Origin of the sequence: Actinomadura rupiterrae, from assembly GCF_024172125.1 — a bacterium.
Lineage (GTDB): Bacteria > Actinomycetota > Actinomycetes > Streptosporangiales > Streptosporangiaceae > Spirillospora > Spirillospora rupiterrae.
Genome location: NZ_JAMZEA010000002.1, coordinates 733,939 through 749,230 on the forward strand (window position 1 = coordinate 733,939; position 15,292 = coordinate 749,230).

The 15,292-nt window shown below is 71.2% G+C and carries 14 protein-coding genes; 5 read left to right on the plus strand and 9 right to left on the minus strand.

The window, feature by feature from the left end:
* The first annotated feature begins 205 nt into the window (after positions 1-205).
* On the plus strand, positions 206-2,605 hold the full coding sequence (gene lon, locus FHU30_RS07930; protein ID WP_253873488.1) for an endopeptidase La: 2,400 nt from the start codon (positions 206-208) through the stop codon (positions 2,603-2,605).
* 52 nt (positions 2,606-2,657) lie between these two features.
* On the opposite strand, the gene FHU30_RS07935 is transcribed toward lon, so the two are convergent.
* Together FHU30_RS07935 and FHU30_RS07940 are read right to left on the minus strand one after the other, a co-directional pair.
* Positions 2,658-3,908, minus strand: a complete 1,251-nt coding sequence (locus tag FHU30_RS07935) for a hypothetical protein (RefSeq protein ID WP_253873490.1) — start codon at positions 3,906-3,908, stop codon at positions 2,658-2,660.
* A 170-nt stretch (positions 3,909-4,078) separates the two neighbouring features.
* Positions 4,079-4,828 carry an alpha/beta fold hydrolase gene (locus FHU30_RS07940; RefSeq protein ID WP_253873492.1) on the minus strand — a complete coding sequence of 250 codons (750 nt, stop codon included), beginning with the start codon at positions 4,826-4,828 and terminating at the stop codon, positions 4,079-4,081.
* A gap of 81 nt (positions 4,829-4,909) precedes the next feature.
* Between FHU30_RS07940 and FHU30_RS07945 the strand changes: the two genes are divergently transcribed.
* Positions 4,910-5,800: a phosphotransferase family protein gene (locus FHU30_RS07945; RefSeq protein WP_253873494.1), complete on the plus strand. Its 891-nt coding sequence runs from the start codon at positions 4,910-4,912 to the stop codon at positions 5,798-5,800.
* Here FHU30_RS07945 and FHU30_RS07950 read toward each other — a convergent pair.
* Together FHU30_RS07950 and FHU30_RS07955 are read right to left on the minus strand one after the other, a co-directional pair.
* Positions 5,797-6,159 (minus strand): ATP-binding protein, encoded by a 363-nt coding sequence (locus FHU30_RS07950; RefSeq protein WP_253873496.1) that lies wholly within the window; start codon positions 6,157-6,159, stop codon positions 5,797-5,799. The genes FHU30_RS07945 and FHU30_RS07950 overlap by 4 nt on opposite strands.
* Before the next feature lie 17 nt (positions 6,160-6,176).
* On the minus strand, positions 6,177-6,512 hold the full coding sequence (locus FHU30_RS07955) for a hypothetical protein (protein ID WP_253873497.1): 336 nt from the start codon (positions 6,510-6,512) through the stop codon (positions 6,177-6,179).
* 254 nt (positions 6,513-6,766) lie between these two features.
* Between FHU30_RS07955 and FHU30_RS46935 the strand changes: the two genes are divergently transcribed.
* Positions 6,767-7,615: a GntR family transcriptional regulator gene (locus tag FHU30_RS46935; protein WP_253873499.1), complete on the plus strand. Its 849-nt coding sequence runs from the start codon at positions 6,767-6,769 to the stop codon at positions 7,613-7,615.
* A 21-nt stretch (positions 7,616-7,636) separates the two neighbouring features.
* On the opposite strand, the gene FHU30_RS07965 is transcribed toward FHU30_RS46935, so the two are convergent.
* Positions 7,637-8,584 (minus strand): AraC family transcriptional regulator, encoded by a 948-nt coding sequence (locus FHU30_RS07965; RefSeq protein WP_253873501.1) that lies wholly within the window; start codon positions 8,582-8,584, stop codon positions 7,637-7,639.
* An 82-nt stretch (positions 8,585-8,666) separates the two neighbouring features.
* Between FHU30_RS07965 and FHU30_RS07970 the strand changes: the two genes are divergently transcribed.
* Complete coding sequence (locus FHU30_RS07970) at positions 8,667-10,106, plus strand: MFS transporter (RefSeq protein WP_253873503.1); 1,440 nt, start codon at positions 8,667-8,669, stop codon at positions 10,104-10,106.
* Positions 10,107-10,125: 19 nt separating this feature from the next.
* On the opposite strand, the gene FHU30_RS07975 is transcribed toward FHU30_RS07970, so the two are convergent.
* The 3 genes from FHU30_RS07975 to FHU30_RS07985 all read right to left on the minus strand — a co-directional run bounded on the left by FHU30_RS07975 (position 10,126) and on the right by FHU30_RS07985 (position 13,130).
* Positions 10,126-11,088: a hypothetical protein gene (locus FHU30_RS07975; RefSeq protein ID WP_253873505.1), complete on the minus strand. Its 963-nt coding sequence runs from the start codon at positions 11,086-11,088 to the stop codon at positions 10,126-10,128.
* 173 nt (positions 11,089-11,261) lie between these two features.
* The gene (locus tag FHU30_RS07980) at positions 11,262-12,113 is read right to left on the minus strand and encodes an alpha/beta fold hydrolase (RefSeq protein ID WP_253873507.1); all 852 of its coding nucleotides are present in this window, start codon (positions 12,111-12,113) and stop codon (positions 11,262-11,264) included.
* Positions 12,114-12,167: 54 nt separating this feature from the next.
* Positions 12,168-13,130 (minus strand): helix-turn-helix domain-containing protein, encoded by a 963-nt coding sequence (locus FHU30_RS07985; RefSeq protein ID WP_253873510.1) that lies wholly within the window; start codon positions 13,128-13,130, stop codon positions 12,168-12,170.
* A gap of 52 nt (positions 13,131-13,182) precedes the next feature.
* On the opposite strand from FHU30_RS07985, the gene FHU30_RS07990 reads away from it, so the two are divergent.
* A complete protein-coding gene (locus tag FHU30_RS07990) occupies positions 13,183-13,578 on the plus strand; it encodes a cupin domain-containing protein (protein WP_253873512.1) in 396 nt (131 codons plus the stop codon).
* A gap of 14 nt (positions 13,579-13,592) precedes the next feature.
* Here FHU30_RS07990 and FHU30_RS07995 read toward each other — a convergent pair whose 3' ends face one another.
* Complete coding sequence (locus tag FHU30_RS07995; protein WP_253873514.1) at positions 13,593-15,182, minus strand: nitroreductase/quinone reductase family protein; 1,590 nt, start codon at positions 15,180-15,182, stop codon at positions 13,593-13,595.
* Between the last annotated feature and the right edge of the window lie 110 nt (positions 15,183-15,292).

Genomic DNA, 15,292 nt, shown 5'->3' on the forward strand with positions numbered 1-15,292 from the left:
CGTCCATCCCGAGTGACCGCCGGGCGTCCCTGCGGTATGCCGCCCGTCCGGAAGGATCCGGACGGGCGGCGCGGGCGGCGCGGGCGGCGGGTTTGATCGCTGAGAGCGAACGTTGCTGAGGAAATTATTTCGGGCTCCGTTTTCTTGAGTGTGGATGACTCAACCCTCCGGGGTTCGGGTTCCCTAGAGACTTGGAGCTGAGAGCATGAGCGAGACCCTGACGCTGCCGGTGCTGCCCCTGGACGACGGGGCCGTTCTGCCTGGAATGGTCGTTCCGCTTGACCTGTCCGAGGGCGAGGTGCGCGCGGCGGTCGAGGCGGCCCGGGCGGCGGCCCGCGCCAAGGGCCAGGGGCCCGGCATCCGGTCCGCGGTGAAGCCGCGTGTGCTGCTGGTGCCCCGGCTGCACGGGCAGTACGCCGCCGTGGGCACCCTCGGCGTGATCGAGCAGGAGGGGCGGCTGCCCGGCGGCGAGCCCGGCGCGGTCGTGCGCGGCGTGTCCCGCGTCCGCATCGGCACCGGGACGACCGGCCCCGGCGCGGCCCTGTGGGTCGAGGGGCAGGAGATCGAGGTCCCGCCCGCGACCGGGCGCGCGCAGGAGCTGGCCAAGGAGTACAAGGGCCTGGTCAGCGCCATCCTGCAGAAGCGCGGCGCCTGGCAGGTCGTGGACGTCGTCCAGCAGATCGAGGACCCGTCCACCCTCGCCGACAACGCCGGCTACGCGCCCTACCTGAGCGACGAGCAGAAGATCGAGGTGCTGGAGACCCCGGACACCGTCGAGCGGCTCACCCTGGTCATCGGCTGGGCGCGCGACCACCTCGCCGAGCTGGACGTCGCGGAGACCATCCGCAAGGACGTCCAGGAGGGCATGGAGAAGACCCAGCGCGAGTTCCTGCTCCGGCAGCAGCTGGACGCCATCCGCAAGGAGCTCAACGAGCTGAACGGCGACCCGGCCGACGAGGAGGACGACTACCGCGCCCGGATCGAGGCCGCCGACCTGCCGGAGAAGGTCCGCGAGGCCGCGCTCAAGGAGGTCGACAAGCTGGAGCGGTCCTCCGACGCGTCCCCCGAGGGCGGCTGGATCCGCACCTGGCTCGACACCGTCCTCGACATCCCGTGGAACGAGCGCACCGAGGACGCCTACGACATCGCCGGCGCCCGCGAGGTGCTCGACGCCGACCACGCCGGGCTCGACGACGTCAAGGAGCGGATCATCGAGTACCTGGCCGTCCGCAAGCGGCGGTCCGACCGCGGCCTCGGCGTCGTCGGCGGCCGGCGCAGCGGCGCGGTGCTCGCGCTCACCGGCCCTCCCGGCGTCGGCAAGACCTCGCTGGGCGAGTCGGTCGCCAAGGCCATGGGACGCGAGTTCGTCCGCGTCGCGCTCGGCGGCGTCCGGGACGAGGCGGAGATCCGCGGCCACCGGCGCACCTACGTCGGCGCGCTGCCCGGCCGGATCGTCCGCGCGATCCGCGAGGCCGGCTCGATGAACCCGGTCGTGCTGCTGGACGAGATCGACAAGGTCGGCGCGGACTACCGCGGCGACCCGACCGCGGCGCTGCTGGAGGTCCTGGACCCCGAGCAGAACCACACCTTCCGCGACCACTACCTGGAGGTCGAGCTCGACCTGTCGGACGTGCTGTTCCTCGCGACCGCGAACGTCGTGGAGGCCATCCCCGAGCCGCTGCTCGACCGGATGGAGCTCGTCCAGCTGGACGGCTACACCGAGCACGAGAAGGTGACGATCGCGCGCGACCACCTGCTGCCCAAGCAACTCGACAAGGCCGGGCTGGAGGCCGCCGAGGTCGCGTTCGACGACGCGGCGCTGCGCAAGCTCGCGTCCGAGTACACCCGCGAGGCCGGCGTCCGGTCCCTGGACCGCGCGATCGCCCGCGTCCTGCGCAAGGTCGCGGCGAACGTCGCGCTGGAGAAGTCCGCGCTGCCGATCGCGGTCGGCGAGCCCGAGCTGAAGGACTACCTGGGCCGCCCGCGGTTCACGCCGGAGGCCGAGCTCAGCAGGTCCGAGCGGCGGACGGGCGTGCCCGGCGTCGCGACCGGCCTCGCCGTCACCGGCGCGGGCGGCGACGTCCTCTACATCGAGGCGTCCCTGGCCGACAAGGAGACCGGCGACACCGGCGTCACGCTCACCGGCCAGCTCGGCGACGTGATGAAGGAGTCGGCCCGGATCGCGCTGTCCTACCTGCGCTCGCGCGGCGCGGAGCTGGAGCTGCCGGTCGGCGACCTGAAGGACCGCGGCGTGCACGTGCACGTGCCCGCCGGAGCCGTCCCGAAGGACGGGCCGAGCGCCGGGATCACCATGACCACGGCCCTGGCGTCCCTGCTGTCCGGCCGCGCCGTCCGCGCGGACGTCGCGATGACCGGCGAGGTCTCCCTCACCGGCCGGGTGCTGCCGATCGGCGGGCTCAAGCAGAAGCTGCTCGCCGCCCACCGCCTCGGCATCACCACCGCGATCGTCCCGAAGCGCAACGAGCCCGACCTCGAGGACGTCCCGGAGGAGGTGCTCAGGGACATGACCGTCCACGCGGTCAGCGACGTCCGCGAGGTGCTGGACCTGGCCCTGGAGCCCGCCACCACCCCGGTCACCGTCTGAGTGCTCCCTGATGAAGGCCGCCCCGGCGTCCGGGGCGGCCTTCGCCATGCCTTCAGAAGGGCCAGCGTCCGTGTTGCGCGTCCTCGATCCAGGGGATGACGCGGAGCGCCTCGTCGCTGAACCCGGTCAGCCCTATGCCGGGGGTGGACGTCCAGTGATAGGCCGGGACGCCCAGGGGCAGGTCGCGTTCGCCGGGCATGACGGCGTACTCCTCGACGATGACCACGCGGTCATGCCCGGCGAACGCCTCTTCCAGGGGCGGAGGCTGGGTCGGGGGCCAGCGGTGCAGGTCGTGGAGCGGCGACTCGCCGTCCAGGAGGTCGAACGGGCGTCCCTCGTGGTCGATGACGTCGGCGTGGGCGCAGATGCGGGCGAGTGACAGCCCGAACGCGCGGGACGTCGCGGTGCCTCCGCCGATGAGGATCAGCGTCCAGCCGGGGATCTCGGGGAAGCGTTTCAGGCTTTGGGTCGCCGCGTCCTCCAGAAGGACATTCCAGCGGGCGGTATCGACGGCGCGTCGTGCGGCCAGGAAGGCAAGCGGGCCCAGCCCGCTCGCTTCGATCTCCGCGGGATCGCGGAGGCGCTCGGCGATCTCCATGGCCTCCTCGAACCGCGTGCCTTCACGGTCGAACCGTCGCAACGAGCGCAGAACGTCCTCAAGCGGCGGTTCGCTCGGGCACTGTCCGCGCACGATCGGGGCCTGCGCGCGGCGGGAATGTTCGGCGCGCGTGTCTTGGGGCCTTTGATGGCCGTCCAGGGCATGCCGGAAGACGTCGGCCTGCGCGGCGTCCTTCGGCGTCGGATGGACGAGCCGGAGAACGTCGCCGAACCGGAACGGCCGCGGTGCCTCGGCGTCCGGTGGCAGGTTCAGATGGAGACCGCCGGTGTCGTACCGGGCGAGGGCGTCCTCGTCGTAAAGCCGGACGACCGCGTCCGCGAGGCCGCGCTTCACCGGCTTCGGCATCGCGCGCCCGTACAGGTGCCGCCAGTGCGCGATCAGATGCCCGGGATCGTCCGCCCGCTGCAGGACAGACCCGACAACCTGCCGGGACATCCCGTCCTGGCCGCGTTCTCTGCGTTCCCGGACGAACGCGCACGCGCCGACGATCGCTGGGATGCGCAGCGGCGTGGACGCGCGCAACCACCGCAGGAAGCGGGCGGTCCACTCCGGGTCCTGCGTCGTCGCTTTGCGCGCGAGCGTCAGGAACCGTTCGCGGTCACGGTCCGGCCAGGCGAAGAAGCCGTCGCCGAGCGCGATGCGGCTCAGGACGAGCGTGAACAGCTCCTCGATGCCGGCCTCCATCCGATCGCGTTCGCCGGACGGCGACCCGAGAAACTCCGGCGACAGGCGGGTTCATGGCGGAACGCAGGCCGCCTCACCGCTGGGCAAGGCACGCCTGACCTCTCCCGGAGCGCAACCGTCGCCGTCACACCGGGCCGCCGTCCTGCGAACGAGGGAAAGCTACCGGCGCCCTACGACAGGAACCGCTCGATGATCGGGATCAGCTCCGGCCGGTGCGTGACCGCCTGGTGCGTGGTGTCCGGAAGGACGGCCAGCTGCGCGTCCGGGATCATTTCCCGCATCTCGACCGCGTGCTCCAGCGTCACGAAGTCCTCGTCCCCGACGACGATCAGGGTCGGCACGGCGATCCCGCGCACCTCGTCGTCCGACCAGCCCTGGAACGACTGCGCCGCCGCCGAGGTCTTCGCCATGAACGCCTCGAAGTACTCCGGATGCGGCGCGACCTTGAGGTACGTCTCGCGCATCTCGCGGAAGTCGTCCTCGGTGGGCATGCGCCGGGACTCGGCCCAGCGCTCGGGATCACTGATCTCCGGATGCATCCCGTCCGGCCGCACCTGCGCGGACGCGACGACCGCCTTGGTCACCCGCTCCGGATGCGCCATGGCCAGCTGAAGCGCGACGAACCCGCCCAAACTGAACCCGAACACGGCCGCCCGCTCGACCCCGAGATGATCGAGCAGCCCCCGCACGTCCTCCGCCAGCGCGCCCACGGTGATCGGACGCTCGATATCGGCGGTATGCCCGTGTCCTTGCAGCTCAGGCGCGATGACCCGATGCCTCTTGGCCAGCTCCGGCAGCATTGAGGAGAACGAAAGCTCGACCGTGAGCACACCCCCGTGCAGCAGCACGACCGGACTCCCGTCCCCATGCTCCTCGTAATACATCTTCAGCCCGTTCACCTGCGCATATCCCGTGGACATCAGAACCTCCCGCCGATACCGACCACCACCGCCCCGAAAACTCATCGCACCGGACGACCCGGACGTGGTCCGCTACCGCCCATGGAAGATCTGGTGCAAGCCGTCCATCCCGGCGCAGCCATTCGCGAGGTGCTCACCCGCACCGGCGGCGAGATCGCGCCCGTGGTCGAGGTCGTCTGCACGAACCCGGACGTCCGCCTGATCGTGAAGACCTACCCGTCCGACCAGCGCTGGAAGCTGGCGAAGGAGCGCCATGTCTACGGCCTGCTCCCCGAGGACGTCCCGGCCCCGCGCGTCTTGCACGCCTCCCGCGAGAAAGGAGCGCTCGTCCTCACCTGCCTTCCCGGGCAGCCCTTGTCGGAGATCTCCGCCTCACTTCCCCCGGACGAGCTGCACGACCTCTACACGCAGATGGGCCGCATCCTCGCGTCCATCCACCGCCGCCGAATGGACGCCTTCGGCTACATCGTGGACGGCGTGTACGAGCCCGTGCCGACGAACACCGAATACATGACGTCCCACTTCACCCGCCACCTCCGCACCTTCCGCGACCGATCAAACGATCCCGACCTGGTCCAGCGCATTCAAAAGTACGTAGACCAACGCACCGACCTATGGCGGCTCTGTGACACGCCCGTCCTATGCCACAACGACTTCCACGAGGGAAACGTCCTCGTCGATAAGACACCCGACGGCTGGCACGTCACCGGCATCATCGACATGGAAAACGCCGTAGCCGCCGACCCCCTCCTCGACTTGGCCAAAACCGACTCCTACGCCCCCGCCCACTCCCGCCCCCACCTGGACGGCCTACGCAACGCCTACGGCGACCAACCTCCCACCTGGCCAGAAGCCTTCCCCCTATACCGCCTCCACCACGCCCTAGAACTCTGGGGCTGGTTCGCAACCAACAACAACAAACCCCCACTCGAATCCCTGGCAAACGACATGAGAGAAATCGTCCACGGCTAGCCCGTCAAGCGGAACCACACACGCAGCCGCCCGTCCTCAAGCACGCCGAACCCCCACTCGTCCGCCAGCGCCCGAAGGATCGGCAACCCCCGTCCGCCGACCCCGCAGGGATCGTCAACGAAGTGAGGCAGCGCCCCGCCCCCGCCGTCCACAACCTCGACGTTGACGCGGTCCGGACCGGCTCCGACGCAGACCTCGACCTTTTCGCCCGCGCCATGCACAACGGCGTTGGTGAACGTCTCCGAGATGAGCAGCACGCAGTCGTCCAGCAGCGGATGCCCCGCCCCGAGGACGTCCGCAACCCACCCCCGAGCCGCCGCGACCTGCTCCTTTTCGGACGCGAAGAACCGGCGTTCCACGCGTCCCGAACATGCCCTCACCGCGCGACCCGCGCGGGCATCTGCGCGGCGAGCCGGCACGGCTCCAACCGCATGTCGATCCCGTCCACGACCGGCCCGAGCCGCCGGACGCGCCCGAGCGTGTTCCCGGAGCTGTCGATGAAGCACAGCCACCCGCCCCGCCGCCGCACCTGGACGGACTCACCGACACCCGACACGAGCGGGTGGAAGACCCGCAGCACCCGAGGCCGCTCCCAGGCCCGCGAGGAACTCATCCACCCGCGCTCAGCCAGCACCCAGGCCAGCCGCCCCAGGTGAAAGTCCTCGACATCCGCCCGCACCCGCCGCCCGAGCGGCGCCCGTCGTATTCTCATGTACGTCCTCCCAGTGAGGATGGCCCGCGCGGCCGGCGGAGGTCTCCCAATCTCGAACCGGCCGCGCGGCGGCTTTTGATCTGTCTGCCCTGATTGCTGTGATTGCCCGTGTAGGGCACGGGAACTGTCCTGCGTGAGCAGGCCGGTCATCGCGCGGAGATCGTCTATTTGCTTCAACAAATCCGCGTGACCCATGGTGCCCGGTACGATGCGGACGGTCAATAAGCTTCAACAAATCCGCGAGAGGTGGGGTTGTGGCGACGGCTCGATACCGGGAGATTGCGGACAGTCTGCGTCGGCGCGTCCAGGATGGCGAGTGGTCGCCAGGCGACACGCTGCCTCGGCATGTGGATCTCGCCAAGGAGTACGGCGCCGGACGTAACGCCGTGGCCGCGGCGATCAAGATGCTGGAGGACGAGGGGCTCCTGTGGGCCGTCCCGAGGCGGGGGACGATCGTGCGCCCCGACAAGCGCCGCGTGATCATGCGCACCGACCTGGTGCGGCGCAACACCCGGCATGTTGTGGACGGTCGTCCGGCGTCAGGCGGATACAGCTTTCCGGCGGCTCAGGGGGACGAGTTGTGGGTTCACCATGTGGAGCCCAGCGTCGCCGAGGAGGAGATGGACGACGCGCGTCTGGCGCACATGCTGAATGTGAAAGCAGGGTCGCGTGTCCTCCGGCGGCGCCGGGTGACCGGGCCGCCTGGTGAGCCGCCGTTCCAGATCAGCAACACGTGGATCCATCCGCGCGGCGTCGCCGACGCGCCGCTTGTTCGCGAACCCTATGGCACTGGGCCGGGGGCATGGCTCGACCGTCTAGAAGAGGCGGGACACGGCCCCATCGAATGGCTCGAGCGGCGCCGCGCCCGAATGCCCAACGCGGAGGAAGCCGGGCTTCTGCAGATCCCGGTCTCGCTTCCCGTATGGGAGATCGTCCGGATCGGTTACTCGGCCAAGGACGAGAACGCGGTGGAGGTGACGCAGGTCGTCATTCCGTCCGACCGCATGGAGGAGGTCTGCCGCTTGAGGCGCGACCCGTCCGCTCAATGGCCCCACGGCGACCGCGGCCCGGACGGTCCCCCTGTCGCCGGCCTCCAGGAATGAGCGAATGCCCTGCGGGTGGGGTCATGACGGGGTGGGGTGGGGGGTGCGGCGGCAGGTTGAGGGGGTGGTTTTGTGGTGGCGTTTGAAAGCGACGCTGAAGGCGAAAGGGTCCTGGTAGCCGACGGTCTTGGCGACTGCGGCTATGGGGGTGTCGGTGGTGCGCAGCATGTCGGCGGCGATGGTCATCCGCCAGTTGGTGAGGTAGGAGATCGGGGGTTCGCCGACGGTGGCGGTGAAGCGGGCCGCGAACATGGCGCGCGACATGCCGAGCTCGGCCGCCAGGGCGCCGACGGTCCAGGGGTGTTCGGGGCGTTCGTGGAGCAGGTGCAGCGCGTCGCCGATCACCGGGTCGGCGAGGGCGCGGCACCAGGGGGGAAGGGCGGCGTCTCCGCGTGCGCACCACTCGCGGAGGGCGATCACGAGGAGCAGGTCGAGGAGCCGCCGGAGGACGGCGTCCTGGCCGGGTTCGCTGAGGCGTGCCTCGCGGGTGAGGAGTTCGAGCACCGGCGCCGTTCTTGGGCCGGTGGGCACCACCGCTAGCCGGGGGAGCATCTCCAGCAGGCGGGCGGCGACGTCGCCGCCGAGGTCGTAGGCGCCGCGAAGCATGATGGACGCGCCGGACGAGTCGGCGCCGTAGGTCCGGGCGGCGAGGCCGGCGTGGTCGGCGGGCACGTCGCCCTCGCCGGCGAGGTACTTGCGTCCGCTGTGGATGACGTACTGCTCGGGAGTGTCCGGGCTGTCGGAGATGGTGTAGCGCGCCTCCCTGCTGATGAGCGCGACATCCCCGGCGTCGAGCGGTGCCGTCGCACCGGTGCCGAGCCGGACGGTGGCCGGTCCTCGCAGTATCGCCACGAGCGTGAGTGAGGGCGCGTCGGCATAGGTCATCGACCACGGCGGCGGGTGGATGAGCTGCCGCACCTGCGCGTCATTGGCCTGGGCGCGGAACAGGAGATCGCTGAGGACGTCCACGGCTCTCACCGTAGACGCTCGCAAAGGAATCCTCGACGTTCACCCATGGTTCGTCCGGCGGGGGCGGGATTGCATGGCGACCATGACTCGTTCCCACGAAGAGCCGACCGGACGGACCGTCCTGGTCCTGATGTGCCTGGCGCAGTTCATGTGCGTGCTCGACGACACGATCGTGAACATCGCGCTGCCGGCCGTCCAGAAGGACCTCGGGTTCTCCGGGGCCGGCCTGCCCTGGGTGCTCAACGGCTACCTGCTGACCTTCGGCGGCCTGCTCCTCGTCGCCGGCCGCGCCTGCGACGTGTTCGTGCGGCGCACGGTCTTCCTGACCGGACTCGCGGTGTTCGGCCTGGCCTCGCTGGCCTGCGGCCTCGCGGCGGGCCCGGCGATGCTCGTCGCGCTCCGCATCGTCCAGGGGGTCGGGGCGGCGCTGCTGTCGGCCTCGGCGCTGGCCATCCTCACCGCGACCTACACCGGTCCGGCCCGGGCCCGCGCGTTCGGCGTGTGGGGCGGCCTGTCCGGTGCCGCCGGCGCCACCGGCGTCCTGCTCGGCGGGCTGCTGACCAGCGGAATCAGCTGGCGCTGGGTCTTCCTGGCCAACGTCCCGGTCGTGCTCGCGGTGGCCGCCCTCACCCTGCGCCGGGTCGGTCCCGCCCGCTCGCCGGTGCGTCCGGCCCTCGACCCGTTCGGGGCGCTCACGGTCACCGCCGGCCTCGGGCTGCTGATCTTCGGCATCGCCGGCGGGGAGCGGTCGGGGTGGATCTCGCCATCGGCGCTCACGGCACTGGCCGCCGCGGTGGCCCTGCTGGCGGCGTTCGTTATGGTGGAGCGAAGGCACTCGTCGCCGCTCGTCCCCCTCGGGGTGTTCGCCAGGCGCAACGTGACCGGCGGCGCGATCTGCGCGCTGCTGCTGGCCGGCACGATGCTCGGGACCTTCTTCTTCCTGACCCTCTACCTCCAGCAGGTTCTCGGGTTCAGCGCCGTCCGGAACGGGATCGCCTTCCTGCCCTTCGCGCTCGCGGTCGTCCTCTCGGCCGCGACCTCCTCCCGGCTGGTCCCGGAAACCGGCTTCAAGCCCCTGCTCATGGGCGGCTTCGCCCTCCTCGTCGTCGCCCTGCTCTGGCTGGCGCGGATCGGCCTCGACGGCGACTACTGGACGGACGTCCTCGGGCCGGCGCTCATCGCCGGCGCCGGCCTCGGGACGGTGCTCGTCAGCTCCGTGACCGCCACGACCCAGGATCTCAGCGGGGAGGGAGAGCAAGGACTCGCCTCCGGCCTCGTCACCAGCACCAACCAGGTGGGTGGCGCGCTCGGCCTGGCCATCCTTTCGACGGTCGCCTTCGCCCGCGCCGATACTGCCTCCGGCGCCCCGGCCGCCAAACCGGGATCGCTGCTCGCGGGGTTCCACCTCGCCTTCTACGTCGCCGCGGGCTTCGCTCTCCTCGGATTCCTGGTCGCCGCCTTGGTCACAGTCCGCACTCCCGGACGGGCCCTGAATGAGGTGCAGCGAATGGCGCGCCACTGAAACGCGCGTCCCGCCCCTTTCAGCTCGCCGGATTCAACGCCGGGGCCATGGCCTTGGGAGTCGTCTTGGACGGGGTGGGAGTGGGGGTGGTGTGTTGGACGGGGTCGATGGTTTTGTAGCAGCTGGTTTTCGTGGAGCGGGAGCGGCCGGTGCTGTTCACCACGTAGGCCTCGGCGTAGACGCAGCCGGGTTTCGTTTCGAGGATGCTGCTCCAGGAGCCGGGGCGGAGGTCGGCGCTCACGGAGAACTGGACGTTCGCGTCGTCGGCGGGGCGGTGGACGATGATGTAGACGCGCCATTTCGAGGAGTTGGGGCCGGTGACGTAGCCCCAGTTGGCCTTGCAGCGGTCGGAGTAGAAGAGGGTGAGCCAGCCGTAGGTGCTCTCGTCCGGCCAGACCATTCCCTGGCGCTCGATGATTTTCTGGTCGCGGCCGCAGCCGGCGACGTACGGGTCCACGCCGTCGGCGGGGGCGACGGCGGCGGGAGTGGGTTTCGGAGAGGCGGCGGAACGGCCCGAGATGGGGTGGACGAACCAGCCGGCCGTAAAGGCGACGACCGTGACGAGGGCGCCTATCAGCAGGGCGCGGCGCTTTCGCGGAGGCGTGAGGACGGTTCCGGGAATCGTCGTCGGCAAAGCGTGTTCGGGGGGTAACGCGATGTTGGAGGACGGCCGGGGGACGAGCCATCCGCGTTTCTCCGCCTCCTCTTGTGCGTCCGGCGTGGACAGTTCGGCTTGGGTGTCCGGCGCGGACAGTTCAGCGCGGGTGGCTTCCAGGCGGTCGAGCCACCAGCGGACGTCGCCGTTGCAAAGGCGGACGAACTCGGTGAGGACGCGTTCGCTCGGGAGTTGGTATCCGGCGACCGCTGCGGCGAGCGCGCTCTTCGACACGGTGGCGTGCCGGGCCATCGTCCCGAAGGGGGCCTCACCGGCGGCGGAGCGCAGGGCGCGAAGCTCGCAGGCGAAACGCTCGACAGGTCCCATGGCCGGATTCAACGGCCGCATAGTCCGCCCCATGACGCCCATTCCTTTGCACGTCAAAGCCCAGCCTAAAGGGCTCTGGTTCGGAAGGAATCTTGCACAGCGGAGCGGACGGTGAAAGACCCAAACGCCGCCTTCTTTTAGGTGCGCCTAGGTGCGCCTGATTCGGTCGAGACCTAAACGGCCGGGGCCGTTAGGCGGAGCAGGGCGTCCGCGACGGTCGGCCAGGTCGGGCGAGGGAGGCCCTGGCCGGTGCCGTGCAGGGTGAGGAGGGTGGCGCCGGGGATCTCCTCGGCGAGCGCGACGCCGTTGCCGTGCGGGAAGAAAGGGTCCTCGTCGCCGTGGACGACCAGGGTCGGCGCGGTGATCTCGCCGAGGCGCTCGCGCCAGCGCGGCTTGCAGTCGACGGCGGCGAACATGGTGCCGATGTGGCTGGCGCGCTGCGCTTCGGGGGTCTTGCGGGCGCGGTCGAAGATCCGTCCGGCGGTCGCGCGGGCGTCCGCCTCGTCGAAGCCCTGCGCGCCGGTCATCAGCTTCGCGGAGGTCGTCATGTAGTCGACGACGGAGTCGCGGTCCGTCCAGTCGGGTTGGGGGCGGCCGAACAGCTTGCCCATCGTCTCGCCGTCGTGGTCGGGCAGGTCGTCGTCCACCGGACCGGGGGCGACCGGACGGGTGGAGACCAGCGTCAGCGACGCGACCCGCGAGGGGTGGTCCAGCGCGAGCAACTGGGCGATGAAGCCGCCGACGCCGAGGCCGACCACGTGGGCGCGGTCCAGGCCCAGAGCGGAGAGGAGTTCGGCCGCGTCCGTGACCAGGTCGCGGAGGTCGTACGCGGGCGCGTCCGGGTCGACGTAGGTGGACTCGCCGGCGTCGCGCAGGTCGTAGCGGATCACGTAGCGGCCTGCGAGCGCCTCGCACAGCTCGTCCGGCCAAGCCTGCATGGTGACGCCGATGAGCAGCACCGGCGGGTCGGCCGGGTCGCCGGAGGTCTCCGCGCACAGCTCGACACCGTTGGCCTTGACCAGCATCGTGGTCCCCTCTCGTCGTACGTATGTTCTACCCACACGCTAGGGCACGGCGCTTCACGATGTGGGCGCGAACCGGGTTCGGTAGGCGGTCGGGGTCAGGCCCGTCTGGCGGCGCAGGTGGGTGCGCAGGTTCGCGGCCGTGCCGAGGCCGGTGGCCTGGGCGATGGCGTCGAGGCGCAGCTCGCCGGCCTCGATCAGGCGGCAGGCCAGGGTCACGCGCTCGGCGGTCAGCCAGGCCAGGGGAGTGGTGCCGAGCTCGGTGCGGAAGCGGCGGTGCAGGGTCGCGGGGCTCGTCGCGGCGCGGGCGGCCAGGTCGTTGACCGACAGCGGGCGGTCCAGGTTCGCCTGCGCCCAGGCCAGGACGGGCGCCAGGGACGTGTCCGGAACGTCGGGCAGCGGGCGCTCGATGAACTGCCGCTGGCCGCCGTCCCGGTGGACGGCGAAGACCAGCCGGCGCGCGACGGCGTTGGCGATCTCGGCGCCGTGGTCGCGGCGGATCAGGTGCAGGCCGAGGTCGAGCGCGGCGGCGCTGCCCGCGGCGGTCAGGACGTCCCCGTCGTCCACGAAAAGGACGTCCGGTTCGAGTCGCACGTCCGGGTACCGGACGCGGAACACCTCGGCCCAGCGCCAGTGCGTGGTCGCGCGGCGGCCGTCCAGTACGCCCGCTGCGGCCAGCGAGAACGTGCCCGTGCAGAAGCTGACCAGGCGCGCGCCGCGCTCGGCGGCGGCCCTGATCGCGTCCAGGACGGGCCCGGACGGCGGCGTCTCCGGATCCGGACGGTTCGGAACGATCAGCGTGTCCGCCTTTTCTGCTTCGTCCAGGCCCGGAATGCCGGTCATCGTGAACATGGCCCGGTGCATGGTGACAGGCCCGGGCGCGCAGAGGGCGAAGTCGTACCACGGGACGTCCAGCTCGGGACGGCGCAACCCGAACAATTCGGTCGCGACGCCCAGCTCGAACGGGTTCGAACCGTCCTCGACGATCATCCGGACGCGGTGCGAGGATCCTTGCGGCATATGCGATTCCTAGCACTCGTCCGGGCGGTCGCGCGACCGGCAGGCTGGCCGCATGAGCGACGAAGTGATCGGACTGCGGGACGCGCTGGCCACGTTCGACGAGGTCTGGAGCCCGCGCATCGCGACCCGGGTGAACGACTACGACGTGCGGATCGCCAAGTTCGAGGGCGAGCACGTCTGGCACGTGCACGAGGACACCGACGAGTTCTTCCTCGTCATCGACGGCGAGATCACGATCGGCCTGCGCGAGGACGGTGCGGAGCGGTCTGTCAACCTTCCGCAGGGCTCGGTGTTCGTGGTGCCGAAGGGCGTCGAGCACAAGCCGTCCGCGGTGAAGAGGGCCTCGGTGCTGCTGTTCGAGCCGTCCGGCACGCTGTCGGTCGGCGACCGCCACGAGGACGTCCCCGACCACGTCGACGCGACGGTCGGCCACCAGCTGACCCGCTAGAACAAGCCGATCCGTTAGGACGGGGTCAGGCGGAAGATGCGCAGTTCGCGGCCGGCCCGTTCCACATAGCGGTCGTAGACGGGCCAGACCTGGATGAGCCGGGGCCAGGCCTCGGCGCGCTCGGCGTCCGTCAGCAGGTGCGCGGTGACCTTGGTGGTGCGGCCGCGGAAGGAGACCTCGGCGGCGGGGTTCTTCATCAGGTTCGCCGTCCAGGCGGGGTGCTTCTCGCGGCCGAAGTTCGAGCCGACGACCAGCCACGTGCCGTCCTCCTCGGGACGGCACGCCAGCGGCACCTCGCGGCGCAGCCCGGACTTCGCGCCCGTCGTCGTCAGCAGCAGGCTCGGCACGAGCGCCTGGCCCAGCAGGATGCGGCCGCCGCTGATCCGGTGCAGCGCCCGGTCCAGCGGCGGGACGACCTTGGGCCCGACCTTCGAGAACCACGGCGCGCCCGAGACGTACCGGAACACCGGTCCCAGGGTGCGCTGGATGAGCGTCGGCATCGGCTTCTCCTCCGCAGGGCGCGCTCCGGCGGGGCGCGGATCGGTGGGACGAACCGCCCCCGGGGGCCCGGGGACGAGCGGCGGCGCGTCCGGGGCGAGGCGGCCGGCGCGGCGGGGTTTGAGGTGGCCGGACGCGGCCAGCCAGCGCAGCGCGTCCGCCACCGTCGTCTCCACGGGGCGCAGGCCGAGGTCCAGCGCGGCGAGCGTGGGGGCGTCGTCGGTCGGGACGAGGCCGACCATCATCTGCGCCGCGTCCCTGGTCAGCGGGTAGTCGAACGGGCGGACGCGCTTGGCGGCGTCCAGCACCCGGCCCAGGCCGATCATGACGCTGCCCGGGACGCGCATCCTCCGGCACGGGACGCCGGTGAGCGTGTCGCAGAGGTCGGCGATCTCCGGCCAGGTGAGGTAGGTCCCGCCGAGCGTCCAGCGCTCGCCGCCCTCGGCGGTGCCGATCGCGCGGGCCAGCGCCTCGGCCAGGTCGCGGACGTCGATCACGCCGACACCGCCGGGCGGCAGCGGCCAGGCCAGGTTCAGCGCCCCGGCGAGCCCCTCCGGCAGGGCGTCCAGGTGCGGCTGGTGGGGGCCGCAGACGCCGCCGGGGTAGACGATCGCGACGGGGGCGCCGCCCGACTGCACCTCGCGGACGTACCGCTCGGCGGCGACCTTGGACCGGCCGTAGTCGGTGTGCGGGCTGGCGAGCGGGCTGTCCGGCGTGATCACCGGGCCGTCCGGCGGGACGAACACCGCGACCGACGACACGTGCACGACCGGCGCGAGGCCGCGCTCGACCGCGCCGCCGATGATGTTGCGGGTGCCGGTGACGTTCGCCGAGACCAGGTCGCCCGCCGGGCCGGTGACGCCGATCGCGGCGGCGGCGTGGATCGCGGCGTCGCAGCCGTCCAGCGCCGCGCCGACGGCCGCGGTGTCCAGCATGTCGCCCCGGACGAACTCGACGTCCGCCGCGTCCACGCCGAGCGTGGCGAGCGTCCGGGCGGCCCGCTCCGGGGCGCGGACGAGCGCGCGCACCTCGTGCCCGGCGGCCAGCAGGGCGGCGACGGTGTACGAGCCGACGAATCCCGACGCACCGGTAAGGAACACGCGCATGACGGCAACCTAGCGCTTGCTCATACAGAAGAGAAACCCCGGGGCCACCCCGAGTTCCGGCCGCGCCCCGGAGTGGCGGCGCGCTCCGGGGTTCCGGTCGCCCCTAACCA

Coding starts and splice junctions, on each gene's coding strand:
- lon (WP_253873488.1), top strand. CDS start 206: ATGAGCGAGACCCTGACGCTGCCGGTGCTGCCCCTGGACGACGGGGCC.
- FHU30_RS07935 (WP_253873490.1), bottom strand. CDS start 3,908: ATGGAGGCCGGCATCGAGGAGCTGTTCACGCTCGTCCTGAGCCGCATC.
- FHU30_RS07940 (WP_253873492.1), bottom strand. CDS start 4,828: ATGTCCACGGGATATGCGCAGGTGAACGGGCTGAAGATGTATTACGAG.
- FHU30_RS07945 (WP_253873494.1), top strand. CDS start 4,910: ATGGAAGATCTGGTGCAAGCCGTCCATCCCGGCGCAGCCATTCGCGAG.
- FHU30_RS07955 (WP_253873497.1), bottom strand. CDS start 6,512: ATGAGAATACGACGGGCGCCGCTCGGGCGGCGGGTGCGGGCGGATGTC.
- FHU30_RS07970 (WP_253873503.1), top strand. CDS start 8,667: ATGACTCGTTCCCACGAAGAGCCGACCGGACGGACCGTCCTGGTCCTG.
- FHU30_RS07975 (WP_253873505.1), bottom strand. CDS start 11,088: ATGGGACCTGTCGAGCGTTTCGCCTGCGAGCTTCGCGCCCTGCGCTCC.
- FHU30_RS07980 (WP_253873507.1), bottom strand. CDS start 12,113: ATGCTGGTCAAGGCCAACGGTGTCGAGCTGTGCGCGGAGACCTCCGGC.
- FHU30_RS07985 (WP_253873510.1), bottom strand. CDS start 13,130: ATGCCGCAAGGATCCTCGCACCGCGTCCGGATGATCGTCGAGGACGGT.
- FHU30_RS07990 (WP_253873512.1), top strand. CDS start 13,183: ATGAGCGACGAAGTGATCGGACTGCGGGACGCGCTGGCCACGTTCGAC.
- FHU30_RS07995 (WP_253873514.1), bottom strand. CDS start 15,182: ATGCGCGTGTTCCTTACCGGTGCGTCGGGATTCGTCGGCTCGTACACC.